A 25,947-nucleotide genomic window follows, 5' to 3' on the forward strand; every position below is an offset into this window, starting at 1 on the left:
TGCGGGAAAGGCCCCGACCGCGTCCGGACGAGGACGCGATCGGGGCCTTTCGGCGCCCGAAGTCGGGGCGGTGGTCCCGCCCCGCGGGCCGGCCGGCCGCCCCCCGGGGCCCCCGGAGGAGTGGTGCGGAGAGGGCCGTCCGGCGGCGGATTCGGGACGGAAGTCCCGGCCGGGACCGTCAGAAGACGGACTCGGCCTCGTACATGCGGTCCTCGGGGACCGTCTTCAGCTCGGTGACGGCTTCGGCCAGCGGGGCCATGACGATGTCGGTGCCGCGCAGGGCGGTCATGTTGCCGAAGTCGCCGCGGTGGACTCCCTCGACGGCGTGCCAGCCGAAGCGGGTCGCGAGGACGCGGTCGTAGGCGGTGGGGGTGCCGCCGCGCTGGACGTGGCCGAGGATGACCGGGCGGGCTTCCTTGCCCAGGCGCCGCTCCAGCTCGACGGCGAGGCGGTTGCCGATGCCGGCGAAGCGCTCGTGGCCGTACTGGTCGATCGCGCCCTTCTCGTACGGCATGGAGCCCTCGCCGGGGTGCGCGCCTTCGGCCACGCAGATGACGGCGAACTTCTTGCCGCGGGCGAACCGTTCCTCCACCATCTTGACCAGGGCGTCCACCTCGAAGGGGCGCTCCGGCAGGCAGATGCCGTGGGCGCCGCCGGCCATGCCGGACTCCAGGGCGATCCAGCCCGCGTGCCGGCCCATGACCTCGACGACCATGACGCGCTGGTGCGACTCGGCGGTGGTCTTGAGGCGGTCGATGGCCTCCGTTGCGACCATGACGGCGGTGTCGAAGCCGAAGGTGCGGTCGGTGGAGGAGATGTCGTTGTCGATGGTCTTGGGCACGCCGACGACCGGCATGCCGGCGTCCGACAGCATCCGGGCGGCGGTCAGGGTGCCCTCGCCGCCGATCGGGATCAGGGCGTCGATGCCGTAGCGCTTGGCCAGTTCGACGGCGTTCTCGGCCGCTTCGTGGAGGCGTGCGCGCTCCATGCGGGCCGATCCGAGGATCGTGCCGCCGCGGGCGAGGATGCCGCTGACCGCGTTGATGTCGAGGGGGCGGTAATTGCCGTCGAGCAGGCCCTTGAAGCCGTCCTCGAAGCCGATGACCTCGTCCCCGTGCCCGACCACGGCACGGTGTACGACCGACCGGATGACAGCGTTCAGGCCCGGGCAGTCGCCGCCTGCGGTGAGAACTCCGATACGCATCGTGCTGTGTCTCCTGCTCCTGGTCGTACATGACTGTTCGCGTGCGGGCGCACAGTCGTACATATGAAGGGCGTATTGATGAAGCCTGTCCGATTGTTCCACGGGCCCCGGGTGGAGCGCGCTCCGTGGCACTCCGCCCGCGGGGCGCCGGCAGGGCCTTTCGGCCCCCTCGGGCAGGTCCTTCTTCCGGCGGGCGACCTACGGAATCGCAGGGGTATTGTCAAGAGGTCAAGCCCATATTAACTGGGACAACCGACTCGAATTGGGACGGAGAGCACGCGTGACGCGCAGCGTGTACGTGACGGGTATCGAGCGGGGGGACGGCCGCCAGGTCGTCGAGCTGGGCATCATGGAGCTCCTGACCCGCCAGACTGGCCGGGTGGGCGTGTACCGCCCCCTGCTGCACGACGGGCCCGACCGGCTCTTCGACCTGCTCAAGGGCCGGTACCGGATCGAGCAGGACGCCTCGACGGCCTACGGCATGGAGTACCACGAGGCCTCCGCCCTCCTGGCCGAGAAGGGCACCGACGAACTGGTCTCCCAGCTCGTCGGCCGCTACCACAAGGTGGCGCGCGACTACGAGGTCATGCTGGTCCTCGGCACCGACTACGCCGACACCAACCTCCCCGACGAGCTGGCGCTCAACGCCCGCCTCGCCAACGAGCTGGGCGCCCTGGTCATCCCCGTCGTGGGCGGCACCAAGCACCCGGCCGAGGCCGTGCGCGCCGAGACCCGCAACGCCTACCGCGCGTACGAGGCCCTGGGCTGTCACGTGGGCGCGATGGTCGTCAACCGGGTGGCCGCCGAGGACCGCGAGGTGATAGCCGAGCGCCTCGCCGCCCGGCTCCCCGTGCCCTGCTACGTCCTGCCGGACGACAAGCACCTGTCCGCCCCGACGGTCGCCCAGATCACCCGGGCGCTCGGCGGCGAGGTGCTCCTCGGCGACGAGGCCGGACTGGCCCGCGACGCCCTGGACTTCGTCTTCGGCGGGGCCATGCTGCCCAACTTCCTCAACGCCCTGACCCCCGGCTGCCTGGTCGTCACCCCCGGGGACCGCTCCGACCTGGTCATCGGCGCGCTCGCCGCGCACACCTCCGGCACCCCGCCGATCGCCGGCGTGCTGCTGACGCTGAACGAGCGCCCGGGCAAGGACATCCTGACGCTGGCCTCCAAGCTGGCTCCGGGCACCCCGGTCGTATCGGTGGCGGGCAACAGCTTCCCGACGGCCGCCGAACTCTTCTCGCTGCAGAGCCGGCTGAACTCCGCGACCCCGCGCAAGCTGGAAACCGCGCTCGGCCTGTTCGAACGCCACGTGGACACCGCCGAGCTGCGCGAGGTGCTCTCGGTGGCCCGCTCGGAGCGGGTCACGCCGATGATGTTCGAGAACCAGCTCCTGGAGCAGGCCCGTGCCGAGCGCCGCCGCGTGGTCCTCCCCGAGGGCACCGAGGAGCGCGTGCTGCGCGCCGCGGACGTGGTGCTGCGCCGCGGGGTCTGCGACCTCACCCTGCTGGGCGAGGAGCAGGCGATCCTGAAGAAGGCCGCCGACCTGGGCATCGACATCTCGGCCGCCCAGCTCATCGACCCGGCGACCTCCCCGCTGCGGGAACGGTTCGCCGAGTACTACGCCAAGGCCCGCGCCCACAAGGGCATGACGGTCGAGCTGGCCCACGACGTGGTCACCGACGTCAACTACTTCGGCACCCTGATGGTCCAGGAGGGCCTCGCCGACGGCATGGTCTCCGGCTCGGTGCACTCCACCGCCGCCACCATCCGCCCGGCCTTCGAGATCATCAAGACCAAGCCCGACGCGTCCATCGTCTCCTCGGTCTTCTTCATGTGCCTGGCCGACAGGGTCCTCGCGTACGGCGACTGCGCCGTGAACCCGGACCCCAACGCCGAGCAGCTCGCCGACATCGCCGTCCAGTCGGCCACCACCGCCGCCGCGTTCGGCCTGGAGCCGCGGATCGCGATGCTCTCGTACTCGACCGGCACCTCCGGCTCGGGCGCGGACGTGGACAAGGTCCGCAAGGCCACCGAGATCGTCCGCGAGCAGCGTCCCGACCTGCTGATCGAGGGTCCGATCCAGTACGACGCCGCCGTGGAGCCCTCGGTCGCCGCGACCAAGCTGCCCGAGTCCGAGGTGGCCGGCCGCGCGACGGTGCTGATCTTCCCCGACCTGAACACCGGCAACAACACGTACAAGGCCGTGCAGCGCTCGGCCGGCGCCGTGGCGGTCGGCCCGGTCCTGCAGGGTCTGCGCAAGCCCGTGAACGACCTCTCCCGCGGCGCCCTGGTGCAGGACATCGTCACCACCGTGGCCATCACCGCGATCCAGGCGCAGTCCCGGCCCGCGGCCGGCTGACCCCGCCCCGCCCCCCGCCGAGTTCCCCATCCCGAAGGAAAGACCCCCATCGTGACCGCATCGCGCGTACTCGTCCTGAACTCCGGCTCCTCGTCGGTCAAGTACCAGCTGCTCGACATGGCGGACTCCTCCCGCCTGGCGGTCGGCCTGGTGGAGCGCATCGGCGAGGAGACCTCCAGGCTCACGCACGAGCCGCTGACCGGCCCCGGTGCCGCGGGCGGCAAGCGCGTGCGGACCGGCCCGATCCCGGACCACGCGGCCGCGCTGCGGGCCGTCTCGGCGGAGCTCGCCGCCGACGGGCTGGGTCTGGACTCGCCCGAGCTGGCCGCCGTGGGCCACCGGGTGGTGCACGGCGGGACCAAGTTCACGCACCCGACGCTGATCGACGACGCCGTCCTGGCCGAGATCCGCGCCCTGATCCCGCTCGCCCCGCTGCACAACCCGGCGAACGTGACCGGCATCGAGGTGGCGCGCGAGCTGCGCCCCGACCTGCCGCAGGTAGCCGTCTTCGACACGGCCTTCCACTCGACCATGCCGGAGCACGTGGCGCGGTACGCGATCGACACCGCGACGGCCGACAAGTACTCCATCCGGCGGTACGGGTTCCACGGCACCTCGCACGCCTACGTCGCCCGCGCCACCGCGCGGCTCCTCGGCAAGGCCGAGGAGGACGTGAACGTGATCGTGCTCCACCTGGGCAACGGCGCCTCGGCCTCGGCCGTGCACGGCGGGGTCTGCGTGGAGACCTCCATGGGGCTGACCCCGCTGGAGGGCCTGGTCATGGGCACCCGTTCGGGCGATCTGGACCCCGCGGTCGTCTTCCACCTGGCGCGGGTCGGGGGCATGTCCGTCGACGAGATCGACTCGCTGCTCAACAAGAAGAGCGGTCTGCTGGGTCTGTGCGGCGACAACGACATGCGCGAGGTGCAGCGGCGGGCGGCGGAGGGCGACGCCTCCGCGCGCCTCGCGCTGGCCTCGTACATCCACCGTCTGAAGAAGTACATCGGCGCCTACTCGGCGGTACTCGGACGGGTGGACGCGGTCGCCTTCACGGCGGGCGTGGGCGAGAACTCCTCCGAAATCCGGGAGATGGCCCTGGCCGGTCTGGCCGAACTGGGCCTGGCGCTCGACCTGGAAGCGAACTCGGTACGGTCCCCCGAGCCGCGCCTGGTGTCCGCGGAGTACGCGCGGGTGGCCGTGGCCGTGGTCCCGACGGACGAGGAACTGGAGATCGCCAGCCAGACGTACGCGCTGGTTACCCGGTAGTCACTTTGGACTTTCCGCCAGGTGGAATATTCCGCTACGAAACAAACCGATAGGATCCGCTCCATGCGCCGTTCCAAAATCGTCTGCACGCTGGGCCCCGCCGTCGACTCTTACGAGCAGCTGAAAGCTCTCGTAGAGGCCGGTATGAACGTGGCCCGATTCAACTTCAGCCACGGCTCCCAGGCAGAACACCAGGAGCGGTACGACCGCGTCCGGAAGGTCTCCGAGGACACCGGGCGCGCCGTCGGCGTCCTCGCCGACCTCCAGGGCCCGAAGATCCGCCTGGAGACCTTCGCCGAGGGTCCCGTCGAGCTCGTCCGCGGTGACGAGTTCACCATCACCACCGAAGACGTCCCGGGTGACAAGTCGATCTGCGGCACGACCTACAAGGGTCTGCCGGGCGACGTCTCCAAGGGCGACCAGGTCCTGATCAACGACGGCAACGTCGAGCTCCGGGTGACCGGGGTCGAGGGCCCCCGGGTCAAGACCATCGTCATCGAGGGCGGTGTCATCTCGGACCACAAGGGCATCAACCTGCCGGGTGCCGCCGTCAACGTCCCCGCCCTGTCGGAGAAGGACGTCGACGACCTCCGCTTCGCCCTGCGGATGGGCTGCGACATGGTCGCCCTCTCCTTCGTGCGTGACGCCGAGGACGTCAAGGACGTCCACAAGGTCATGGACGAGGAGGGCCGCCGGGTCCCCGTCATCGCCAAGGTCGAGAAGCCGCAGGCCGTCGCCAACATGGAGGGCGTCGTCGCGGCCTTCGACGCGGTCATGGTCGCCCGTGGCGACCTGGCCGTCGAGTACCCGCTCGAGAAGGTCCCGATGGTGCAGAAGCGCCTCGTGGAGATGTGCCGCCGCAACGCCAAGCCGGTGATCGTCGCGACCCAGATGATGGAGTCGATGATCACCAACTCGCGCCCGACGCGCGCGGAGGCCTCCGACGTCGCCAACGCGATCCTCGACGGCGCGGACGCGGTCATGCTGTCCGCCGAGTCCTCGGTCGGCGCCTACCCGATCGAGACCGTCAAGACGATGTCGAAGATCGTCGAGGCGGCCGAGGAGGAGCTCCTGTCCAAGGGCCTGCAGCCGCTGGTCCCGGGCAAGAAGCCCCGCACCCAGGGCGGCTCCGTCGCCCGCGCGGCCTGCGAGATCGCGGACTTCCTGGACGGCAAGGCCCTGGTCGCCTTCACCCACTCCGGTGACACCGCCCGCCGCCTGTCGCGCTACCGCGCGAACCAGCCGATCCTGGCCTTCACCACGGACGAGGGCACCCGCAACCAGCTCACGCTGAGCTGGGGCGTCGAGTCCTACGTCGTCCCGCACGTGGACAACACCGACTCCATGGTCGACCTGGTGGACGTGGAGATGCTCAAGCTCAAGCGGTACAACAAGGGCGACACCATGATCATCACCGCCGGCTCGCCCCCCGGCGTCCCCGGCACCACCAACATGGTCCGGGTCCACCACCTGGGCAGCGGCGCCCGCGACTGATCTCGCACCGCCGTACCGTGCTCGAACTCTGCCGCACAGAGACCGAGGGCGGCACCCCGATCCGATGAGGATCCGGGGTGCCGCCCTCGGTGCGTCCGGCCGCGCGAGGCCGTACGTACGGGTCTGCTCCACTTGCGGGTCTGCTCCGCCGGGTCTACTCCGCGGGGTCTGCTCCGCCGGGTCTACTCCGCCGGGCCGATGTAGTTCTTGAGGCCCGGGACGGTCAGGGTGCCGCCGAACTGGCCGGCCTGGACGACCTTCACGTTCGTGAAGAACGCGAAGGGGACGTTCAGGGGCGGCGGGCTCTTCGGGGTGAACTCGATCGGGATCAGACCGAAGAGGTTGCCCTTGAGGCTCTCGGTGTACATGGTCACCTTGGCCCCGCGGATCTTCGAGGTGGACCCGGGACGGGACTTCAGGTGGGCGACGTTCTTGCCGGTGCCGACCGTCTGGTAGAGGTCCTTGATGTCCAGGGAGTTCGCGGTGAACTTCAGGACGGTCTTGATCTTGCCGCTCGCCGTCTTCACCTCGACGATGCCCTCGTAGTCGAGGCCGTAGAGGGTCAGCAGCGAGCTGTCCAGGTACCAGGGCTCGTCCGGGAGCAGCGGGATGCCCTGCTCCAGTTCGGCCGCGGCCAGGGCCTCGGCGTCGTAGGTCGGGCAGGGGAAGGGTTCCTTCCCGTTCTTGCCCTTGCCCTTGTCCTTCGGGCCCTCCGTCGCCGTTTCCGGCTCCGGCTTCGGCTTCGGCTTGGCCGTCCTGCCCGTCTCGTCCTTCGGGGTGGCCTTGGTGCCCTTGACCTCCTCGGAGAGCTCCGAGACGGTGACGCCGGCCTGCTTGGCGGCGTCGCGGATCGCGTCCGCGGCCGGGTCCGGCGCGGGTGCGGCCGTCTTGGGCGCGGCGGTCTCGGTCGCGGACGGGGCCGGCGCGGCCGGGGTGCCCGTGAGCGGCCTGCCGAGCGCGTCGACCAGCCCCTTGACGGCGTCGCCGACGCCGAGCGGGTCCAGCGGGTTCGCCGGCTGGGCCGCGGAGCCCGCCACCGGCATGAGGCCCGGCTTCTCGGCGGGCTTCTCCGCGGTTCTCGCCACCGGCTTGGTGGCCGAGGGGCTGGCGCCCGGCGAAGGCACCGCGGTGGGCGACTTGCCCGGTGCGGGCGTCGTCCGTGGAGTCTTCGAAGGAGTCTTGGAAGGCGTCTTCGCCGACGGGGAGGCCGATTCCGCGGGCTCGTCGGACCGCGTCACGCACGGTCCGGGCGCGAAGGGGATCTCCTTGTCGTCGGCCACGGCCAGCTTCGGCGCCATGCTCATGCCCACGAACACCGCGGTCGGCATGGCGGCCAGCGCCATCGTCTTGCCGACGGGTATCTGGATCTTGGTCAGCAGCGACTTCCTGGGCGCCGCGTGGCGCGGGCCCTTCCTTTCACGGGACTCCGCACCCGGAGCCTCGCCCCGTTGCGTTTCGTCACCCCGCACTGTTCCTCCCGCCATCGGCGTGGGCAGTCGTCTCGCTCGCGTATGCCGTCGTTTCCGTCCCGTGCTGTCCCGGGAAAACCTGGGGGACCGTCTGCTGCGTCTCCTGCGGCAGCGAACCCCCCGCGTCCTTGCCGAGGTCCACGGCCTGTGCCTGCACGGCCTGTGCCTGCACGGTCTCGGCCGGCCCGCCTGGCACCCAGGCCAGCGCGAGGCCGCCGCCGACCAGCGCGAGGATGAACCCGACGCCGAAGCCACCGAGGTTCGACACCGGCAGGGACACCAGCGCCAGCAGGATCGCGGCCACTCCGGCGAAGATCCGGATGCCCTGCTGGAACCAGAGCGCAAGGCCCAGGGTGACCAGCAGGACGCCGATGATCAGTGAGCCGGCGCCGGCCGTCGTCGCCATCGCGAAGGTGACGTTGCCGAGGCGGACGTCCGCGTACGGGATGTAGCCGATCGGAAGTCCACCGAGGAGGGTGACCAGACCGGCCCAGAAGGGGCGGCCACCGCTCCAGGCGTGGAAGTGGTAGTACGCCACCGTGAGCCAGGCGTCGTCTTCGGCGCGCACGTAAACCGGGGCCTGGGGGTTCATGGACAACAGCTCCCTGAAAACGGGTGGTACGGAGAACGATGTGGAGCCCGGACGGGCCGGCGGCGACGGTGACCGTCGCCCCCGGCCCGCCCGGTCAGGAATCCGGACGGACTACTTCTCGTCCGGGTAGCACGGCTTGTCGCCGCCGTACAGACGCAGGTTGAGGTCGGGCAGCGTGAAGGTACCCGCCGTCGTCGCCCACGCCTTCTGGCGCACCTTCGTCAGCGTGGCCGTCTTGGCACGCTGCGAGAACAGGGCGCCGTCCGCCAGCGTGCCCTCCTTCGGCTTGGTGGCGTGCGAGCCGTCACCAGCCGCGACACCGATGTCGAGGTCGCCCAGGACGGCGTCCGCGTCGAGCTCGGCGACGTCGAGATAGATGTTCTTCGCGACGGCGGGCGAGCCCTTGTGACCCGTCCTCAGCTGCATGGTGATGTTGCCGAGCGGGGTCTTCGTCACCAGCGACTGGCACATGTTGGTGATCTTGGCTTCCTTGAAGCCAGAGATGATCACCGGGTGGTAGGACTTCTTGTCCGAATCCAGGGTCGCGCCCTGGGCCACGCTGCCGTACTGGATCATGTCGGTACCGACGAGCGAGTCGGCACTGACCTTGAAGTCCTGGCCCGAGACGCTGAAGGACGCCGCGAGGGCACCCTGCGCCAGGCCCACACCGACCGCCGCGGTGGCGGCGATGCTCGGCACCATGACGAGCGCGAAGCGCTTCCATCTGGTCCCGCCACGAATCTGGGAAATCATGTTCGTTCCTCCTTCTCGGACGTACATCTCCGGTCCGGGCGGTGCCCGTCCTGGGATGGGAGAAGTGCTACGTCCTCGGGAAGGAGCGCGAGCGGCCGAGCCGCGGCAATACCGCGTCCGTACACCGGCGTTCACCCCCGAGCGACAACCACTTGGCCACGCGTTCGCGCAACCTGGGGGGACAGGCTCCACCGTGTGACGGAGACCCCCCTGTCCCACGGCCGATGCCACTGCCACAGGCCGGCCCGGTGGGGACCCTCCACCGCGCTCCGGGTGAGCGGCTCTGCGGGAAGGACCGGGCGTCGCCGATCGTGGTCCATTCACGAGCGGGGCACAAGGGGGTTCGTTACTGGCGGGTAACGGCCAGATAACCTGAGGGAGTCCTGCCCCTGTCGGGCCGCAACACAGGGTGTCACCAAGGGCCACGACAGAAGGGGGGAAAAGTGAACGCACCGGATAGTTCACGGGGTTCGATTTACTGCGAGTAACAGCGGCCGCGATTACCAAGTTTTGGCAAAGCGCGGCCGCTGTTTATCTCCGTGTCAACAAATCACCGGCGTGTGCCGGTGCTGTGTCGGTCCTGTGCCGGTCTAGAACAGCACCCTGGCGAGCGCGGTACGGGCCGAGGTCACGAGCGGGTCGTCCGAACCGACCACTTCGAACATCTCCAGCAGCCGCACGCGCACCGCGTCCCGGTCCTCACCGAACGTCACCTTCACGGTGTCGACCAGCCGCCCGAAGGCGTCCGCGACGTGACCGCCGGCCAGATCCAGGTCGGCCGCGGCGATCTGCGCCGCCGGGTCCTTCGGGTTCTCGGCCGCCGCGGCACGCACCGCCTGCGGGTTCATGTCCTTGACCCGGACGAACAGCTCGGCCTGGGCGAGGCCCAGCTTGGCGTCACTGTTGGACGGATCGGCCGCCAGTACGTTCTTGTAGGCGCGCACCGCCCCGTCCAGGTCGTCGGCGTCCAGCGCCTCGATCGCCTCGTCGAGCAGCGCGTCGTACGGACCGGCCGGGTCCTCGGCCTCCTCCGCGCCCGCCCCCGGGGCGGCGGCGCCCTCGGCGCCGGGGTCCACCTCTACGCCGATGACCCCGAAGCGCTCCTCGGCGATCTGGACCAGCTGGGCCAGGACCCCGCGGACCTCGCCCTCGGACACGAAGTCCTGGAACAGCGGCATCGCCTGGCCCGCGACCACGGCGAAGACGGCCGGGAGGGCCTGGATGCGGAACTCGCGGATCAGGTTCTGGTTGGCCGCGACGTCGAGCGCGGCCAGCGCGAGGCGGCCGTTCGCCTCGATGGTGAGCCGCTCCAGCAGCAGGCTCAGCTCCCGGCCCTGCTCGAAGCCCTCGGCGCGGAAGTCGAGGATGACCGGAACCTCGCCCGAGAGCGGGACGACGTGGCTCTCGAAGCGGGTCTCGTCGGTGTCGAAGACGAGCGCGGACGGCGGGACGGCCCCGGCGGGCGCGGGCGCACCGCCCTGAGCGGCCTTCCGGGCCGCCTCGGCGCGGGCCTGTTCGGCCTTGGCCTTGGCCTCACCGGCCGCCTTCACCGCGGCGAGGTCGACGACGCCGCTCATGGACATGTTTCTGGGCTGCATGCGTACATCCTCCCCCGAGTGCGCGCGCCGACGAAAAAGATCGGCCGAAACGAACCGATCGCGGTACGTGCCGTGCCGTTCCCTACTGCTGTGGCGCCGGGTCCCCACCTGGCGCCGGTAGCTCTTCGCGTGGTTGTCGCTCTTACGCTACGAGTCGTAGCGTAACTCGCCGCGCCCGTCCGCGGGCCGTGATCTGAACCACACGCCCGGGGGGCCGATCCGTTCTGCTACCGGCGGGTATGGTCTCGGCCATGCGCAACCCCAGCTCGGACACCTCCTGCCCGCCCGGCCGCACGGGACGCCCGCGCAGCGCCACGGCGGACGCCGCGATCCTCGCCGCGACCCGGGACGCGCTGGTGGAGCTGGGCTGGTCGAAGCTGACGATGGGGGACGTCTCGGCGCGGGCCGGGGTCGCGAAGACCACCCTCTACCGGCGCTGGTCGGGCAAGAACGAACTGGTCGTGGACGCCGTCGCGGAGCTCTTCGACTCCCTCGAACTCCCCGACCGGGGCTCGCTCGAGGGCGACATCGAGTACGTGGTGCTCCAGTTCGCGGCGCTGCTGCGGCGCCCGGAGGCCCGTACCGCGCTGATGGCGGTCGTCGCCGAGTCCACCCGGGACGAGGCCCTGAGGGACCGGATCCGGTCGGCGATCGTGGACCGGCAGAAACGTCTCGTCGTACTGGGGCGCGAACGCGCGCAGGCCCGGGGCGAACTCCCCTACGAGGAGGACGAGTCCCTCACCTCCCACACCACGGACCTGATCTTCGACGTGATCGCGGGCACGGTGGTGCACCGGGCGCTGGTGAGCTCCGAGCCGGTGGACGAGCTGTGGGTGGCCACCTTCACGGCGCTGCTCATGTACGGCCTCCGGGGCTCCGCCGTCGACCCTTCCGGCCCCGCTCCGGCGGTGTGACCACCGCCGGCCGGCCGCCGTCCGACAGGGGCGTGAAGTCCTCGCACCAGGCCGGCGCCGAGGCGATCAGCGCCTCCGAGCGCGGGTTGTGGCCCGGCCAGGGCCTCGGCCGTCCCGGCCAGTCGGCCCAGCGCAGGCTGTCGGCCTCCTCCGGCGGCAGCAGCCCGCAGGCCACCAGGGCGGCCCGCCCGGCTTCGAGCCCGGCGAGCCGGTAGCCGTACTCCGAGGAGTCCACGTCGTGGAAGTGGGCGTCGGTGAGCAGCACCGAGGCCGCCACCCCGTCGAGGCCGCGGACGATGCCCGCCCGCACGCAGGCGGCGTACACCTCGGGCAGCCGGCGCTCGGCCGGCACGGCGTTCAGGACCTCCGTCAGCCCGCCCGGGCCGGGCGGCTCGAAATCGGCGGCGATGTACGCGTACGGCCCGCAGTTGGTCTGCATGAGCACGCGGGCGGTCACCCCGGGCACGGGGACGGGAAGGTGGCGGCCGGTCATGGCCGCCACCTTAGGGCGTGTCCCTCCGCGTCACGGGCGACGGGCCGACGGGCCGTCAGAAGCCTGGAGGCTCCGTGTACGTGCCCCACTCGTCCCGCAGCAGGTTGCAGATCTCGCCCATCGTGGCCTCGGCGCGCACCGCGTCGAGCATCGCCGGGATCATGTTCGACCCGTCGCGGGCGGCGGCCAGCATGGCGTCCAGCGCCGCCGTCACCTTGGCGTCGTCCCGGCCGGCCTTGCGCTCCGCGAGCTCGCGGACCTGCACCTTCTCCACCTCGTGGCTGACCCGCAGGATCTCCAGGTCCCCGGTGACCGAGCCGTGGTGGACGTTGACGCCCACGACGCGCTTGTCGCCCTTCTCGACCGAACGCTGGTACTGGAAGGCCGACTCGGCGATCTCCCCGGTGAACCAGCCGTCCTCGATGCCCCGCAGGATGCCCGAGGTGATCGGCCCGATCGGGTGCTGCCCGTTCGGGTGGGCGCGCAGCCCGCGCTCCTTGATCTGCTCGAAGATCTTCTCGGCGTCGGCCTCGATGCGGTCGGTGAGCTGCTCGACGAACCAGGAGCCGCCCAGCGGGTCGGCCACGTTGGCCACGCCCGTCTCCTCCATCAGCACCTGCTGCGTGCGCAGGGCGATCTCGGCGGCCTGCTCGCTCGGCAGCGCGAGCGTCTCGTCGAGGGCGTTGGTGTGGAGGGAGTTCGTACCGCCGAGGACGGCCGCGAGGGCCTCCACGGCGGTGCGCACGACGTTGTTGTAGGGCTGCTGGGCGGTGAGGGAGACCCCGGCCGTCTGGGTGTGGAAGCGCAGCCACATCGTCTTCTCGGACTTCGCCCCGTACACCTCCTTCATCCAGCGGGCCCAGATGCGGCGGGCGGCGCGGAACTTGGCGATCTCCTCGAAGAAGTCGAGGTGCGCGTCGAAGAAGAAGGAGAGCCCGGACGCGAAGTGGTCCACGTCCAGCCCGCGCGAGAGGCCCAGCTCCACGTACCCGAACCCGTCGGCGAGGGTGTAGGCGAGCTCCTGCGCGGCCGTGGCCCCGGCCTCGCGGATGTGGTAGCCGGAAACGGAGAGCGGCTTGTAGGCGGGGATGCCGTTCGCGCAGTACTCCATGAGGTCGCCGATGAGGCGCAGGTGCGGCTCGGGTTCGAAGAGCCACTCCTTCTGGGCGATGTACTCCTTGAAGATGTCGGTCTGGAGCGTCCCGTTCAGGACGGCCGGGTCGACGCCCTGCCGCTCGGCGGCCACCAGGTACATGCAGAAGGCGGGAACGGCGGGCCCGCTGATCGTCATGGAGGTGGTCACGTCGCCGAGCGGGATGTCCTTGAAGAGGATCTCCATGTCGGCGGCGGAGTCGATGGCCACCCCGCAGTGGCCGACCTCGCCGAGCGCGCGGGGGTCGTCGGAGTCGCGCCCCATCAGGGTGGGCATGTCGAAGGCGACGGAGAGCCCGCCGCCGCCGGCGGCCAGGATCATCTTGTAGCGCTCGTTGGTCTGCTCGGCGTTGCCGAAGCCGGCGAACTGCCGGATGGTCCAGGTCCGCCCCCGGTATCCGGTGGCGTGCAGGCCACGGGTGTACGGGTACTCCCCGGGCCAGCCGATGCGCTCGAAGCCCTCGTACGAGTCGCCGGGCCGGGGTCCGTAGACGGGATCGACGGGGTCGCCGGAGAGCGTGGTGAAATCGGCCTCGCGCTTGCGGGCCTTGTCGTACCGGGCCTGCCAGCGACGGCGGCCTTCCTCAATGGCGTCAGCGTCCATGCCTCTGAATTTACTAGGACGTCCTAGTAAATGTCGATGGGCAACCCCCGGGGAGTCGCCCCGGGGGTGGGTGGATCACTCCAGGTGGATCACCCCGGGCGGATCGCCGGGGGCCCTGAGGTCAGGCGCGGGCGGTGGCCGGATCGCCGACGACGAGGGGCTCGACCTCGGCGCGGATCCTGCGCTCGACGAAGAACGCGGCGAGCGGGATGGTGCCGGAGACCAGGACCCACAGGAGCTTGCCGAACGGCCACTTGGCCTTGGAGCCCAGATCGAAGGCGAACACCAGGTAGATCATGAACAGCACACCGTGCGTCTGCGAGACCGCGAAGGTCAGGTCGGCGCCGGTGTCGAAGCCGTACTTCGCCACCATGCAGGCACAGAGGATCAGGAGCATGACCGCGGTCACGTAGGCCATGACGCGGTAGCGGGTCAGCACGCTTCGTTTCATGCCGTCGAGCCTAGCCGTCCGGTTCGCACGATCTTGACGCGGGCCGGGTCGGGCGGTCGGCGGAACGTCCGGCTCCGGGTGCCGCAGCAGGGGCCGGGACCAGGGCGCGCCGACGGCGCCGGACTCCGGGCGCGGATCTCGATCAGGTCACCGGGCGCCGCCCGCGTCAGGGGCGTGCGGGGTGGGCGGTCTAGTTCTCCTCGAAGTCGGCCGCGGCCACCCGGAGCGGGCGCAGGAGCGCGAAGATCTCCCCGCACTCCTCGGCGTCGTAGGCGCCCAGCCCGAAGTCGACCTCCATCAGCGCCTTCGTGGCCGCCTCGACCACCTCGCGGCCCTTGTCCGTGATCGACGCGAGCGTGCCGCGCCCGTCGTTCGGGTTCGGGCGGCGGGCGACGAGGCCGGACTTCACCAGCCGGTCCACGGTGTTCGTCACCGACGTCGGGTGCACCATCAGCCGCTCGCCGATCTTCGACATCGGCAGTTCCCCGGCTTTGGAGAAGGTCAGCAGCACGAGCGCCTCGTAGCGCGCGAAGGTCAGGCCGTACGGCTTGACGACCGCGTCGACCTCGCCGAGCAGGATCTGGTGCGCCCTCATGATCGAGGTGATCGCGGCCATCGAGGGCACGGGACCCCAGCGTTGCTGCCAGAGTTCGTCGGCGCGGGCGATGGGGTCGAAGGGAAGGCTGAGCGGCTTGGGCACGCACCAGACCCTACCGGGCGGTCATTTGGCGGCGGGATCCGTCTCACGCCTCGGCCCGTCCGTCCGGCGCACCTCGGCGAGCAGCAGCAGGACGACCCCGGTCCCCAGTACCGCGGCCGAGGCGACGACCACGTGCACGGGCAGGAACTCCGCCGCGACCCCGGCGAGCGCCATGCCGACGCCCTGAAGGGTCATCAGACCGGTGCTGAGCAGGGTCATCGCCCGGCCGCGCAGCTCCTCGGGCACGGCCTCGACGTACCACTGGTCGAGCCCCAGCGTGTACGCGTGGGCCAGTCCGGCCAGGACGAGCGTGCCCAGCAGGAGCGGGAGGCCGGGCCGGACGGCGTAGGCGAGCAGGGGCAGCAGCGAGAGCGCCGCGAGCGGGGCCGTGATCCGCGAACGCGTTCGGGCGGTGAGCGCCGAACCCGCCCACACCTCCCCGGCGATGGCGCCGGCGGGCATCGCGCACATCAGCAGCCCCAGCCCGGCGGTGGAGATGCCGAGGCCGGTGGCGTACGGGGTCAGCAGGGCCTCGGGCACGACCACGAAGAGCGGCGGCAGCCAGGACAGCAGGGTGAGGGCCCGCAGCCGGCGGTGGCCCAGGACGGCGCGCAGTCCCGCGATCGGGGAGACCCGCGCACCGGCGCCCGCGGACCGGGCCGGGCGGGCCCGGGTGCCCAGGCGCAGCAGGGCCGCGGAGCCGAGGAAACCGGCGGCGGTGAGGAGGATGGCCCCGCGCGGGGCCAGCACGGTGAGCAGCAGCCCGCCGAGCCCGAAGCCGATGAGCTGCGCGCTCTGGGCCACCATGCGCAGCAGCGAGCGGCCCAGTACGTACGCGTCTCCGGCGCCGAGGACGTCGGCGAGGGAGGCGCTGCGGGTGCCCTGGAACAGCGGCGCGACGAAGGCCATCGCGCAGCGCAGTACGAGGAGCAGCGCGACCGGGGTGCCGGGCGCGGCCATGGCCGCCGCGCAGGCCGCGCAGACGAGGTCGCAGCCGACGAGCACCCGGCGGGCGGGGAGCCGGTCGGCGAGCGGCGCGAGGAGCGTGCCGCCGAGGGCGTAGGGCAGGAAGCCGAGGGCGAAGGTGAGCGCGCTCATCAGGGGGGAGCCGGTGGCCCGGTAGACGAGGACGGTGAGGGAGATCTCGGCGATGACGACGCCGAGCACGGACAGCAGGTGCGCCGCGAAGACCGGCCGGAACTCCCCGACCCGGAACACGGCCCGGTATCCGGCGGGGGGCTGCGCGGAGCCCTGGCCGGGGGTGGGTCCGGGACCGGGTCCTGAACCGGGTCCGGGACCTGAACCGGGTCCGGGACCTGAACCGGGTCCGGGACCTGAACCGGGTCCGGGACCTGAACCGGGTCCGGGACCGGAGCCAGGGCCCGGACCTGAACCCGGACCCGGACCCGGACCGGTGGTCGCGGGGGACGCCGACGGGTCTGCTGTGGTCATACGGTGCACCCTGGCGGCGCCTAGGCTGGGTGCACCAGAGATTCGCCCCCACCCGAATCACCCGCCTCCGGCCCGGCGGCCCGGCAGCCCGCCGGCCGCCACACCCCGCCGCCTCACCCCGCCGGCACGCAGCCCCTCCGCTCACCCACCCGCCCGTCCCGCCCCCGGAGGGACCCGTGCCCTTCCACTTCCGCTTCGGCCCCGCCGACCTGCTGCGCTGCCGGTTCTCGATCTCGCCCCGCTGGGAGACCCAGGAGGCGGTACGGGTCCTCCTGGACCAGCGCCGCCACGCCTACCACCTGCCCTGGCTCCGCGGGATCCGGACGGCGGCCGCCGGGCTGGACCTGCGGCCGCTGTGGCTGCTGATGCCGCGCACGGGGCACAATCCGGACTTTCTCAGCCCGCCGCCGACGGGCCCGTCGGTCACCTTCGAGGAGGAACTCGCGCGGGTCCGGGCCGCCGATCCGCAGGCGGCCCGGGAGGACCTGCGGCGCTCCCTGGTCTGCACCCCGGGCGCCCTGGAGAGCGCGGCCGGGCAGCGGATGCTCGCCGATCCGCAGCGGGCGGTCCAGGAGCTGGCCGACCTCTACGAGCAGGCCTGGCGGGCGCTGGTCGCCCCGCACTGGCCCCGGCTGCGCGCCCTGCTGGAGGCGGACGTCCTGTTCCACTCCCGGCGGCTGGCCGCGGGCGGGCTGGAGGCCCTCTTCGACGGGCTCCACCCGGATCTGCGCTGGTCGGGGAACACCCTCACCATCGCCCGCCCGGGCCACCACGACCGCTCCCTCGACGGCCAGGGGCTGCTCCTCATGCCGAGCGCCTTCGTCTGGCCGGAGGTGGTGGGCGGCTACGACCCGCCGTGGCAGCCGACCCTGGTGTACCCGGCCCGCGGCATCGGCGCCCTGTGGACGGCCCCCGCGGGCCCGGCCCCCCAGGCCCTGGCCCGGCTCCTGGGCCGCGCCCGCGCGGACGTCCTGTGCGCCCTCACCGAGCCGGCCTCGACCACCGCCCTGGCCCACCGCCTGTCCCTGGCCCCCTCCACGGTCTCCGCACACCTGAAGACCCTCCACCAGGCCGGCCTCCTCCTCCCCTCCCGCCACGGCCACCAAATCCTGTACGAACGCACCCCCTTGGCGATCGCCCTGACGGGCGGCTCCGCCGGCGCTTGAGGCGCGGAGGCCGGCGCCGGAGGCAAACCCAGCCCCGCCGGCACTTGAGGCGCGGGGTCCGGGGCGGAGGCAAATCCAGCCCGCCGGCGTTTGAGGCGCGGGGGTCCGGCGCCGGAGGCAAACCCAGCCCCGCCGGCGCTTGAGGCGCGGGGTCCGGGGCGGAGCCCCGGGGCTCGGGCGCAGCCCGGGGCCTGGCGGGGCCCGGGGCCTGGCGGGGTCCGGGCAGCGCCGGGGAACGGTGGAAGGGCGGGTAGGGGACCAAGCCCCCCGGCTCCCCGCAGCTGCACCCGTACGCACGCGGCGCTGTCGCACCCCTCCCCACCTGCCCGCATGCCACGATGGCCCGGCCCTCAGCCGAGTCCCCGGCCGCGCCCACCGCGCACCGCCCGCCGCCGCCCCTTCGCCCCTTCGCCCCGAGGAAGCCGGATGCCAGCCCCCCGCAGCCGCCCCGCCACCCTCCTCGCAGCAGCCCTGGCCCTGGCCGCGACAGCGGTCACAGCGGGATGCTCCGCCACCCCCACCGCCCAGCCGGAATCCGCCCCGCCCCACCGCCCGGCAGGGGTAGGCCTCGTCGACGGCTCCCCGTTCTGGGTGGACCCGCGGAGCGACGCCGCCCGCCAGGTCGCCGCCTGGGAGGCGCAGGGCCGCAACAGCGACGCCCAAGTGCTGCGCCGCATCGCCGACCGGCCGATGGCCCTGTGGGGCCCGGCCGGCGACCCCGGCCCGGAGATCCGCAGGGCCGGGGCGAGCGCCCGCGCAGCGGGCCGCACCCTGGTCCTCGTCGCGTACAACATCCCGTACCGGGACTGCGGGCAGCACTCGGCGGGCGGCGCCCGGGACGCCGCCGCGTACCGGAGCTGGATCGGCGCCTTCGCCGACAACATCGCCGACACCAAGGCCCTGGTGGTCCTGGAGCCGGACGCGATCCCGCACCTCGTGGACGGCTGCACCCGGGGCGGCCACCGCGACGAGCGGCTGCGGCTGCTCTCCGAGGCCGTCGACCGGCTCAAGCGCAACAAGAACACCAAGGTCTACCTGGACGCCGGCAACCCGGCCTGGATCCCGGACCCGAGGAAGCTGGTCGATCCCCTCTACAAGGCCGGACTCGACCGCGCCGACGGCTTCGCCCTCAACGTCTCCAACTTCCAGCCCAGCGCGGCCGGCCGGGAGTACGGCGCGGCCCTCTCCAAGGCCACCAAGGGCAAGCACTTCGTCATCGACACCAGCCGCAACGGCGACGGCCCGCTCCGGGGCGACCGCGATCAGGCCTGGTGCAACCCGCCCGGCCGGGCGCTGGGCACGCCCCCGACCGACGGTACGGGTGATCCGCTCGTGGACGCGTACCTCTGGGTCAAGCGCCCCGGCGAATCGGACGGCACCTGCCGCGGCGGCCCCCCGGCCGGGACGTGGTGGCCGGACTACGCCCTGGGCCTGGCCCGCCGCGCCACCGACTGAGGCCGGCGCCGGCCCCGGCCCGATCGGCAGAGATCCGGGAGGGACGGTCTAGCTCAGCCACCCGTCCAGCGACGCCGGTGGCGGCGGCGTCTCCGGCGGCTTCGGCGCCGGCGGCTCCGGAGCCGGCCGCACCCGGATCCACTTCGCCACCGACGGGGTCCCGGTCGCGTCCGTCACGAACAGCATGTACCAGCCGGGCGGCACCAGCGTCGGGTCGGCCGGCACGGCCACCGTCACCGTGTCCGCCGTCTTCTCCAGCCCGAGCTCGATCGAGCGCTGCTCCACGTCGGTGGTGTGCGTGACCGCGCTCGGCCGCATCAGCCGGGCCCGCTGGATCCGTTCCGCCTTCGGTGCCCGGAAGGTGGCGCGGCCGCCGGGACCGACCTCCTCGGGCCCCTCCCCCAGGACCGGCCGCAGCGCCGGGTCCCGGTACAGGTACGGCGGGCTGTAGACCTCCAGCCGGTGTTCGAACCGGCCCAGCCTGGTGTTGTCCTTGTCCGCGAAGAGCGGGTCGGAGCCGAAGGTCGCCACCCGGCCGTCGGGCAGCAGCAGCGCCTCGGAGTGGTAGTTGCGCCCGACCTTCGGGGACGCTGCGGCCACGAAGGTGTCCGTGCGCGGGTAGTAGAACTGGGCCTTGCGGATGTCGCTGGCGCCCCGGCCCCGGTAGTCGGCGGAGCCGCCCGTGGTGAAGAGGGAGTCGTCGGGCAGCAGCACGCTGCTGAGGTAGCGCACCCCCTGCGGCAGCCGGGCCGTCGACCGGAAGACCGGCACCTCCGCCTTGAGGTCCACGACCGCGGTCCGGGCCGTGGACAGCCGGGATTCGCCGACTCCGCCGCCGCCGAGCACCATCACCTTCTGGTCCTGGGCCGGGGGGAGCAGGACGGACGAGGAGGTCTCCAGCTGGTCGGGGTCGGCCAGTCCGCCGACCTTGCGGTACTGGTTCGTCGCCAGGTCCCACACGCCCGGCTCGCGCCCCTTGTCCTTGGGCCCGTAGCCCGCGTTGGAGCCGGTGTAGAGCAGTTTGCCGCCCTGGGTGAGGAAGAGCGCGGGGTAGGTGGGGAAGTAGCGGAAGGGGCCCTCGGACCACTTCTTCGTCTTCGGGTCGTAGTACTCGTTGTCGCCGGGGACCACGTCGCCCACGTCGTTGAGCCCGGACACGGCGAGGACCCGGCCGTCCTGGAGGCCCACCAGGGTCGGGTACCAGCGGGCGTCCCTCATCGGGTCGACCGGTACGTACTTCTCCGCCACCGGGTCGAACTCGTAGGCGGACTTGATGCCCTGGAAGTCCTGCTTGCCGGCGCTGAGCCGCTCCGCGAGCCCGTAGACGTCGGCCGCGTCCTTGCCGGTGAGCCCGGCGACCGCGTACTGGGCGGCCTGGGTCGTCAGTCCCGCGGCGCCCTCCCGGACCGCCTCCACGAAGACGCGCGCCTCCGCCGCGACCACCTCGGTCTTCCACGGCATCATCCGCCCGCCGCTCCCGTAGGCGATCTCGAAGCGCCGGGTGGCCCTGGGGACGGTGACGGCGAACTTCGACACGTACTCGACGCCGGAGGGGGAGCGGAAGACGGTGCCCTTCGGCAGAGTGACCGCCTTGTCGGGGCTCTCGTTCTTGACCCGCATGCCGCCGCCGGCCCGGGTGACCTTCCCGCCGAGCACCTCGTAGCGCGCGGTTCCGCCGGCCACCAGCAGCTGTCCGTCGGGCAGTTGGCTGTGGCCCGAGCAGAAGAAGTCCTCCGGGGTCGGGATCCTCTTGAAGCTGTCGTCCTCGGGGTCCCACAGGACGGTGGAGAAGCTGCCCTTGTCGAAGTTGCGCTGGTCGTTGCCGGAGCCGGCGATCAGCAGCACCTTGCCGGTGCGCAGCAGCGCCGCGTGCATGGCGTTGATCCGGTACTCCTCGGGGAGGGCGGTCAGCCCCCACGAGCCGTACTGCGCGCGGTAGCCGGCCTGGCCGATCTTGTACGAGTGGTAGCGGTCCCCGGCGAAGGAGAGCGCGGCGGGCGCGTTGAGCGCGAGCAGCAGGGCGGCGGCCGAGGCACCCAGGGCCGTCTTCTTGAACTGCTTCGAAGGCCGGTAGTCCATGGCTCAGTTCCCTCCCGCGGTGGTCGCGAACGCCTGCTCCGGCTCCTCGCCCGGTTCGGGGCCCGCGCCGGGCGCGGCCCGGGCCGTCCGGGCGCGCAGCTCCGTCACGGCCCATACGGCCGGCGGGGCGAGGGTGACGGCCAGGGCGAGCACCGCCCAGATCCGCATGGCCGCGTGGGTGTGCTCGTAGCGCACGGAGGCCGCGAGGGAGACGAGGAGGACGGCGGCCCAGAAGAGGTGGACGCGGAAGGTCGCGGGCCGGTCGGGGCTGGCGGTGCCGCCCTTGGGGGTGACGATGAAACCGCCCCGGGTGCGCAGCACCGCCGAGCCGAGCGACATCAGGTAGACCGGCGCGCAGACGGCCGACATCGCCATGCCGGCGAGCCCGCCGGAGCCCTCCGGCTCGTGGGGCGAGACGTTGTGGCGGCGGTTCCACAGGTACAGGCCGATCTGGAGGGCGGCGGCGTCGGTGTAGAGCATCAGCCAGACCTCGGAGGAGACCTGGGTGCCGGAGGCGCCGAACCACAGGAACAGCACGCAGCTGAGGACGCCGAGGAGCCAGTTGACGGCGGTCATCGGGTAGTAGACGAGCATCAGGGTGTAGTTGAGCCAGCGGCCCGGGGGCATCCGGAAGCAGCCGCGCCAGTACTGCCGCAGGAGGGTCTCGTACGTCCCTCTCGACCAGCGCAGCTGCTGCGTGAAGAAGTCGGTCCAGGTGCTCGGCCCCTCCCCCACGGCGAGCACGTCGGGGGTGTAGACGGAGCGCCAGAACCGGCCGGTCGCGGGGTTGCGGCTGCGGTGCAGCTCGAAGCCGGTGGCCATGTCCTCGGTGAGGGAGTCGTAGAGCCCGCCGATCTGGCGCAGCGCGCTGATCCGGACGGCGTTGTTGGTGCCGACGAACATGGGGGCGCCGTAGCGGTTGCCCGCGCGCTGGATCAGCGCGTGGAAGAGGTACTGCTGGGACTCGGCGGCCTTGGTGACCGAGGCGGTGTAGTTGCCGTAGACCTGCGGGCCGACGACGAAGGCGATGTCGGGGTCGCGGAAGAAGCCGAGCATCCGCTCCAGGTACTGCGGGAGCGGCACGTGGTCGGTGTCCACGGAGGCGAAGTAGTCGTAGTCCCCGCCGTGCCGGGCCAGCCAGGAGTTGTAGTTGCCGTGCTTGGTCTTCGCCCGGTGCGCCCCCTTGGCCGTGTTCCACTCGGGGACGCCCTTGCGGGTGAAGTGGCGCACGCCGAGCGCCGCGCACAGTTCCCTGGCCCCGGGGTCGTCGCCCTCGTCGAGGAGCCAGACGTCGAGCGGTCCGTCGTGGCGGACGGCCACGGCCCCGCGCAGGGTGGCGGCCGCCATGGAGAGCGGTTCCTTGCCGGGGACGTAGGTGGTGAGGAAGGCGACGCGGGTGCCGGGCTCGGCGGGGACCGGGACGGGGTCCCGGGCGACCATCGTGGCGTGGGCGATGGAGACCACGTTGACCACCATGAAGAGCATGATCAGGGCGACGGAGCCGAGCATCACGGTGTCGAGCCGCACGAGCCAGCCCTCGCCGCCCTCCCGGACGGTCCGGTGCGTGGGCCAGAGCAGGTAGAGCAGCAGCCCGGTGGCGGCGACGGGGGCGAGGGTCATGAGCGCGACGGCCCGTATTCGGGTCCGGAGGTCCTCGCGCGCGAGCAGGGAGCGGTACCTCACGCGGTAGGCGACGGCGGGATCCGGCTCCTCGCGAGGGCCGGCCAGCCTGCTGTGGGTCTCGTAGTCGAAGGCTTCCTGCCGCACGGTTTCCTCCAGCGCTCGAAACCGGGGTACGTATCCCAACGAAAGGGGAGATACCTCAGGCTGTCGAACGGGATGCACCCGACCGGGCGGTTCCGTTCCGTGCCCTGGCGGACTGGGCCGAACGGGTCACCGCGGCGGGAAGCGCGGGCGCCGGCGCCCCGGCCGCGCCCCTCAGCCGGCCCGGCCGCCGAGCAGGATGCCGCGGCCGGCGTAGAAGAGGTCCAGGTCGGCCCAGGGGACGGGCGCGTACGCTTGCGAACCGTCGGGGAAGCCGGAGGGATTGTGCACCAGGACGGCGTCCTCGGTGGCCCCGACGGCGAGCACCAGGTGGCCGCCCCTGGGCCCCGGCGCGGCGGCCGGGGAACGGATCGACCAATGCACCGACAGCATCGCCACCCCGCCCCCGGCGAGCGCGTCCCGGATGCTCCCGTGATCCAGCCGGGGCTCCGAGCGGGCGTCCAGGCCCCAGCGGGCGTTCACGTACTCGGCGAACGGCTGATAGATCAGCCCCTGCACGGCGTCCCCGTCCCGCACGTAAGCCCCGGCCCCGCAGAGTTCCTTCACGAGCTCCACCGAGGGCGGTACGGGGAGCCCCAGCCGGCCCAGCACCATCCGCAGACAGGCCACTCCGCACATGCGGGGCGCCCAGAAGGCGTACTCCTCGGGGGAGTCGGCCCCGGACCCGGCCCACAGCGGGTCCCGGGCCGCGTCGGCGCCCGCGACGAACTCGGGCACCAGCGCGGCGGACTCCCACTGGGAGTAGTACGGGACGGCGTGCTTGATCATGGAGGCGGTCATGCCTGCGAAGTCTGCTCTACGGGAGGCCCCCCGCCCCGGGCGGCCCCGGAGGACCGGGGGCGGACTCGCGGGTGGCTCAGCCCCCGGCGAGGTGGCGTTCCACCGTTTCCATCTTGGACGTCATGCCGTCCGTGACGCCGGGGCGGATGTCGGCCTTGAGGATGAAGGAGACCCGCGGGGCACGCGCCTCCACGGCGGCCACCGCGCGCTTGACCACGTCCATCACCTCGTCCCACTCACCTTCGATGGTGGTGAACATGGCGTCGGTGTGGTTCGGCAGGCCCGAAGCGCGGACGACGCGGACGGCGTCCGCCACGTACTCGCCGACCTCTTCGCCGACGCCCAGCGGGGTCACCGAGAACGCGATCATCATGCGCGGGCCGCCTCGCGGGCACGGGCGGCGAGCACGCCGGCCGTCTCGTCGCGCTTGAGCAGGCGGTCGCCGTAGAGCCCGCCGAAGGGGACCAGCGACAGCAGGAAGAACAGCGCGACCTTCTTCAGGGGCCACTTCGCCTTGAACCAGACGTCCAGCAGGAAGACGCCGTAGATGACGAACAGGATCCCGTGGATGACGCCGAGCGGCATCATCAGGTAGTCGATGTCCGAGATCCGGCTCAGCACCGAGCCGAAGAGCAGCAGCGCCGGGAACGAGAGCGCCTCCGGTACGGAGATGAGGCGCAGCCTGTGCAGGGCGGAAGCGGTCTTGATGTCCACGTGGAACCTTCGGGGTGGATGCCGGGGGTCGGTCCCAGTGTCTCAGCCGCCCCGGGCGATCTTGGCGCGGGGCCCGTGGTCCCCGCGGACCGGGGCGGACCGTGCCGAACCGTGACACATATCGGCCAACGGGCCCTGTTCGGTGCCGCTCGCTGCGGATAACGTCTTCCCGTGGCTCAGTTCCGACTCCAAGGCAGCAAGGTGCTCGCCGTCGACCTGACCGGGGACGCCGTGAAAGCGAAGAACGGCGCCATGGTCGCGTACGACGGCCAGATGGCCTTCAAGAAGATGTCCGGCGGCGGCGAAGGCCTCCGCGGAATGGTGACCCGGCGGCTCACCGGCGAGCAGATGACCGTGATGGAAGTGCAGGGTCACGGCACCTGCTTCTTCGCCGACCGGGCGAGTGAGATCAATCTGGTCAATCTGCGCGGCGAGAAGCTGTACGTCGAGTCCAGCAACCTGCTGTGCACCGATGCGGGCCTGCGCACCGGCACCACCTTCACCGGCCTGCGGGGCGCGAGCACGGGCAACGGCCTGTTCACCACCACCGTCGAGGGCAACGGACAGGCGGCGATCACCTCCGACGGCCCGGCGGTGGTGCTGCGCGTCAGCTCCCAGTACCCGCTCTCCGTCGACCCGGGCGCGTACATCGCGCACACCGGGAACCTCCAGCAATCCTTCCAGTCCGGCGTGACCTTCCGCACGCTGATCGGCGAGGGCTCGGGCGAGGCGTTCCAGATCCGCTTCGAGGGCGAGGGCCTGGTGTACGTGCAGCCCAGCGAGCGCAACACCATCGGGGGCGACGTCTGATGCCGTTCCGCGAGATCAACTCGAAGATGGTCGAGGCCCAGGTCGTACCGGGGCAGAAGATGTACAGCCAGCGCGGCGCGATGCTCGCGTACCGCGGCGAGGTCTCCTTCACCCCGAGCCTGACCGGCGGCCAGGGCGGCGTGATGGGCATGATCGGGCGCCGCGTGGCGAACGAGCAGACCCCGCTGATGGAGGTCGAGGGCAGCGGCACCGTGATGTTCGGCCACGGCGGCCACCACATCCAGGTCATCAGCCTCACCGGCGAGACCCTCTACGTGGAGGCCGACCGGCTGCTCGCCTTCGACGGCACCCTCCAGCAGGGCACGATGTTCATGGGCGCGCAGGGCGGGGTCATGGGCATGGTGCGCGGACAGGTCACCGGCCAGGGCCTGTTCACCACCACCCTCAAGGGCCACGGCTCCGTGGCCGTGATGGCCCACGGCGGGGTCATCGAGCTGCCGATCACCCCGAACCGCCCGATCCACGTGGACCCGCAGGCCTACGTCGCCCACCACGGCGAGGTCCGCAACAAGCTGTCCACGGCGCTGGGCTGGCGGGACATGGTCGGACGCGGCTCGGGCGAGGCGTTCCAGCTGGAGCTGTCCGGTCAGGGCGCGGTGTACGTACAGGCCTCCGAGGAGAAGCTTTGAATCC

23 protein-coding genes are annotated in these 25,947 nt (G+C 71.8%); 8 read left to right on the forward strand and 15 right to left on the reverse strand.

Annotation, left to right across the window (positions count from 1 at the left end; genetic code table 11):
• Nucleotides 1–178: 178 nt before the first annotated feature.
• Nucleotides 179–1,204, reverse strand: a complete 1,026-nt coding sequence (locus ACIQV3_RS14990) for an ATP-dependent 6-phosphofructokinase (protein WP_266881196.1) — start codon at nt 1,202–1,204, stop codon at nt 179–181.
• A 280-nt stretch (nt 1,205–1,484) separates the two neighbouring features.
• On the opposite strand from ACIQV3_RS14990, the gene pta reads away from it, so the two are divergent.
• The 3 genes from pta to pyk all read left to right on the forward strand — a co-directional run bounded on the left by pta (nt 1,485) and on the right by pyk (nt 6,326).
• Nucleotides 1,485–3,566, forward strand: a complete 2,082-nt coding sequence (pta, locus tag ACIQV3_RS14995; protein WP_403712804.1) for a phosphate acetyltransferase — start codon at nt 1,485–1,487, stop codon at nt 3,564–3,566.
• Between the two features lie 51 nt (nt 3,567–3,617).
• Nucleotides 3,618–4,832 carry an acetate kinase gene (locus ACIQV3_RS15000; RefSeq protein WP_403712805.1) on the forward strand — a complete coding sequence of 405 codons (1,215 nt, stop codon included), beginning with the start codon at nt 3,618–3,620 and terminating at the stop codon, nt 4,830–4,832.
• A 63-nt stretch (nt 4,833–4,895) separates the two neighbouring features.
• Nucleotides 4,896–6,326, forward strand: a complete 1,431-nt coding sequence (gene pyk / locus ACIQV3_RS15005) for a pyruvate kinase (protein WP_403712806.1) — start codon at nt 4,896–4,898, stop codon at nt 6,324–6,326.
• Between the two features lie 182 nt (nt 6,327–6,508).
• Here pyk and ACIQV3_RS15010 read toward each other — a convergent pair whose 3' ends face one another.
• From ACIQV3_RS15010 to ACIQV3_RS15025, 4 genes are all read right to left on the reverse strand, one after another.
• Nucleotides 6,509–7,795, reverse strand: a complete 1,287-nt coding sequence (locus ACIQV3_RS15010; protein ID WP_403712807.1) for a hypothetical protein — start codon at nt 7,793–7,795, stop codon at nt 6,509–6,511.
• On the reverse strand, nt 7,785–8,387 hold the full coding sequence (locus ACIQV3_RS15015; RefSeq protein WP_403712808.1) for a DUF6114 domain-containing protein: 603 nt from the start codon (nt 8,385–8,387) through the stop codon (nt 7,785–7,787). Before ACIQV3_RS15015 ends, ACIQV3_RS15010 begins: the two co-directional genes overlap by 11 nt.
• A 111-nt stretch (nt 8,388–8,498) precedes the next feature.
• The gene (locus tag ACIQV3_RS15020; protein WP_403712809.1) at nt 8,499–9,140 is read right to left on the reverse strand and encodes a DUF6230 family protein; all 642 of its coding nucleotides are present in this window, start codon (nt 9,138–9,140) and stop codon (nt 8,499–8,501) included.
• Between the two features lie 590 nt (nt 9,141–9,730).
• Nucleotides 9,731–10,738, reverse strand: coding sequence for a tetratricopeptide repeat protein (locus tag ACIQV3_RS15025; protein ID WP_403712811.1), 1,008 nt, complete (start codon nt 10,736–10,738; stop codon nt 9,731–9,733).
• A gap of 251 nt (nt 10,739–10,989) precedes the next feature.
• On the opposite strand from ACIQV3_RS15025, the gene ACIQV3_RS15030 reads away from it, so the two are divergent.
• The gene (locus ACIQV3_RS15030; protein WP_403712812.1) at nt 10,990–11,652 is read left to right on the forward strand and encodes a TetR/AcrR family transcriptional regulator; all 663 of its coding nucleotides are present in this window, start codon (nt 10,990–10,992) and stop codon (nt 11,650–11,652) included.
• Here ACIQV3_RS15030 and ACIQV3_RS15035 read toward each other — a convergent pair.
• From ACIQV3_RS15035 to ACIQV3_RS15055, 5 genes are all read right to left on the reverse strand, one after another.
• Nucleotides 11,594–12,145 carry a hypothetical protein gene (locus tag ACIQV3_RS15035; RefSeq protein WP_403712813.1) on the reverse strand — a complete coding sequence of 184 codons (552 nt, stop codon included), beginning with the start codon at nt 12,143–12,145 and terminating at the stop codon, nt 11,594–11,596. The two genes, ACIQV3_RS15030 and ACIQV3_RS15035, sit on opposite strands and share 59 nt — an antisense overlap.
• Nucleotides 12,146–12,200: 55 nt before the next feature.
• Nucleotides 12,201–13,901, reverse strand: coding sequence for a methylmalonyl-CoA mutase (locus ACIQV3_RS15040; RefSeq protein ID WP_403712814.1), 1,701 nt, complete (start codon nt 13,899–13,901; stop codon nt 12,201–12,203).
• A 121-nt stretch (nt 13,902–14,022) separates the two neighbouring features.
• Complete coding sequence (locus tag ACIQV3_RS15045; RefSeq protein ID WP_403712815.1) at nt 14,023–14,352, reverse strand: DUF3817 domain-containing protein; 330 nt, start codon at nt 14,350–14,352, stop codon at nt 14,023–14,025.
• A 190-nt stretch (nt 14,353–14,542) separates the two neighbouring features.
• Complete coding sequence (locus tag ACIQV3_RS15050; protein WP_214955039.1) at nt 14,543–15,052, reverse strand: MarR family winged helix-turn-helix transcriptional regulator; 510 nt, start codon at nt 15,050–15,052, stop codon at nt 14,543–14,545.
• Nucleotides 15,053–15,073: 21 nt separating this feature from the next.
• Nucleotides 15,074–16,504 (reverse strand): MFS transporter, encoded by a 1,431-nt coding sequence (locus ACIQV3_RS15055; RefSeq protein ID WP_403712816.1) that lies wholly within the window; start codon nt 16,502–16,504, stop codon nt 15,074–15,076.
• A 176-nt stretch (nt 16,505–16,680) separates the two neighbouring features.
• Between ACIQV3_RS15055 and ACIQV3_RS15060 the strand changes: the two genes are divergently transcribed.
• A complete protein-coding gene (locus tag ACIQV3_RS15060) occupies nt 16,681–17,670 on the forward strand; it encodes a DUF5937 family protein (protein ID WP_403712817.1) in 990 nt (329 codons plus the stop codon).
• A 426-nt stretch (nt 17,671–18,096) separates the two neighbouring features.
• Nucleotides 18,097–19,125 (forward strand): glycoside hydrolase family 6 protein, encoded by a 1,029-nt coding sequence (locus ACIQV3_RS15065; protein WP_403712818.1) that lies wholly within the window; start codon nt 18,097–18,099, stop codon nt 19,123–19,125.
• Between the two features lie 48 nt (nt 19,126–19,173).
• Here the strand turns inward: ACIQV3_RS15065 and ACIQV3_RS15070 are convergent, their stop codons facing one another.
• The 5 genes from ACIQV3_RS15070 to ACIQV3_RS15090 all read right to left on the reverse strand — a co-directional run bounded on the left by ACIQV3_RS15070 (nt 19,174) and on the right by ACIQV3_RS15090 (nt 24,483).
• Nucleotides 19,174–21,204, reverse strand: coding sequence for a galactose oxidase-like domain-containing protein (locus tag ACIQV3_RS15070; RefSeq protein ID WP_403712819.1), 2,031 nt, complete (start codon nt 21,202–21,204; stop codon nt 19,174–19,176).
• Between the two features lie 3 nt (nt 21,205–21,207).
• Nucleotides 21,208–22,971 (reverse strand): glycosyltransferase family 2 protein, encoded by a 1,764-nt coding sequence (locus ACIQV3_RS15075; RefSeq protein ID WP_403712820.1) that lies wholly within the window; start codon nt 22,969–22,971, stop codon nt 21,208–21,210.
• A gap of 171 nt (nt 22,972–23,142) precedes the next feature.
• Nucleotides 23,143–23,769, reverse strand: coding sequence for a C39 family peptidase (locus ACIQV3_RS15080; RefSeq protein ID WP_403712821.1), 627 nt, complete (start codon nt 23,767–23,769; stop codon nt 23,143–23,145).
• A 76-nt stretch (nt 23,770–23,845) separates the two neighbouring features.
• Entirely contained in the window at nt 23,846–24,142 is a 297-nt protein-coding gene (locus tag ACIQV3_RS15085; protein WP_383952579.1) for an MTH1187 family thiamine-binding protein, read from the reverse strand.
• The gene (locus tag ACIQV3_RS15090; protein WP_403712822.1) at nt 24,139–24,483 is read right to left on the reverse strand and encodes a DUF3817 domain-containing protein; all 345 of its coding nucleotides are present in this window, start codon (nt 24,481–24,483) and stop codon (nt 24,139–24,141) included. Before ACIQV3_RS15090 ends, ACIQV3_RS15085 begins: the two co-directional genes overlap by 4 nt.
• 171 nt (nt 24,484–24,654) lie before the next feature.
• Here ACIQV3_RS15090 and ACIQV3_RS15095 point away from each other — a divergent pair, with 171 nt between their 5' ends.
• Complete coding sequence (locus ACIQV3_RS15095) at nt 24,655–25,293, forward strand: AIM24 family protein (protein ID WP_403712823.1); 639 nt, start codon at nt 24,655–24,657, stop codon at nt 25,291–25,293.
• On the forward strand, nt 25,293–25,943 hold the full coding sequence (locus tag ACIQV3_RS15100) for an AIM24 family protein (protein ID WP_403712824.1): 651 nt from the start codon (nt 25,293–25,295) through the stop codon (nt 25,941–25,943). The genes ACIQV3_RS15095 and ACIQV3_RS15100 overlap by 1 nt, the downstream gene beginning before the upstream one ends.
• The last annotated feature ends 4 nt before the right edge of the window (nt 25,944–25,947 follow it).

The sequence above is a fragment of the Streptomyces sp. NPDC099050 genome (assembly GCF_044759865.1).
GTDB lineage: Bacteria > Actinomycetota > Actinomycetes > Streptomycetales > Streptomycetaceae > Streptomyces.